The 1,083-nt window shown below is 62.5% G+C and carries 2 protein-coding genes; both read left to right on the plus strand.

The genetic code is table 11. The annotated features are described in order from the left end of the window. On the plus strand, nt 1–347 hold a 347-nt coding region (locus YWC_RS33470; RefSeq protein WP_036216444.1), incomplete at its 5' end, for a hypothetical protein. A 107-nt stretch (nt 348–454) separates the two neighbouring features. Next, the coding region (locus tag YWC_RS31195) for a DUF4158 domain-containing protein (protein WP_229413214.1) at nt 455–1,083 on the plus strand (629 nt) is incomplete at its 3' end.

A 1,083-nucleotide genomic window follows, 5' to 3' on the forward strand; every position in this document is an offset into this window, starting at 1 on the left:
CCGAACAGGAGGCGGCCACGCTGCGCGCCAACTTCCAGGACGGCCGCGAGGCGCTGGCCGTGCTGCGGAGCGAGAAGGCCCAGCTGGAACACACATTGCACGAGCAGCGAGACGCGGCCAGGGAGCAAGCCCGCAAGCTGTACGAGGCCACGGAAGGACTGACGGCGACGCGCGAGTTAGCTAGCAGCAGGCAGTTTGAACTGGAAATGGTGGTGGAACGCCTGGAGCATGCCCACCAGGCGAATGAGCGGCTGGAGGCTCGCGTTAGCGAGCTGGAGGGCGAGAACGCGGATTTGAAAAAGAAACCCGCCGCAGCCAGTCCGAAAACACGGAAGACAAAAACGTAAAGCGCTTTACCTTTTTAAATTTAATGGGTTCGAATGATGCGAACCATTGTCAGGGCGATCCTTCTACCGGCGCACCACACAAACCTTTCAGCGAAGGATCGGACCGAATGCCACGCCGCTCACTGCTGTCCGATACCGAACGCGACAGCTTATTGGTATTGCCNCAAAGNCAGGATGATTTGATTCAGCAATACAGCTTCACGGATGCCGACCTGGCGTTGATCCGGCAGCGGCGCGGGGCAGCGAATCGCCTTGGGTTTGCGGTCCAGATGTGCCTGTTGCGCTATCCCGGCTACGCGCTTGCCAGCGACACCGCGCTGCCGGATTCGGTGTTGCACTGGATCGCCAAGCAGGTGCGCAGCGACGCCGGCGCCTGGCCGGAATACGGCGAGCGGGAGAAGACGCGCAACGAACACCTGCACGAGCTGCGCGCCTACCTGGGACTGTCAGTCTTCGGCCTGCCGGACTTCCGCAAGCTGGTGGACAGCCTGGCCGACCTCGCTATGCAGACCGACAAGGCGATGGTCCTCGCCGCGCATTCCNTTGAAACGCTGCGCCAGAAGCGCATCATCCTGCCGGCGCTCACTGTCATCGAGCGGGCCTGCGCCGAGGCCGTGACGCGGGCCAACCGGCGCATTTACCGCGCGCTGATCGATCCGCTGGAGCGGCACCACAAGCGCTCGCTTGACAACCTGCTCAACGTGGCGCCTGACATGAGCATCACCTGGCTTGTGTG

The organism is Massilia alkalitolerans DSM 17462 (assembly GCF_000427785.1).
In the GTDB taxonomy this organism is placed as follows: domain Bacteria; phylum Pseudomonadota; class Gammaproteobacteria; order Burkholderiales; family Burkholderiaceae_D; genus Telluria; species Telluria alkalitolerans.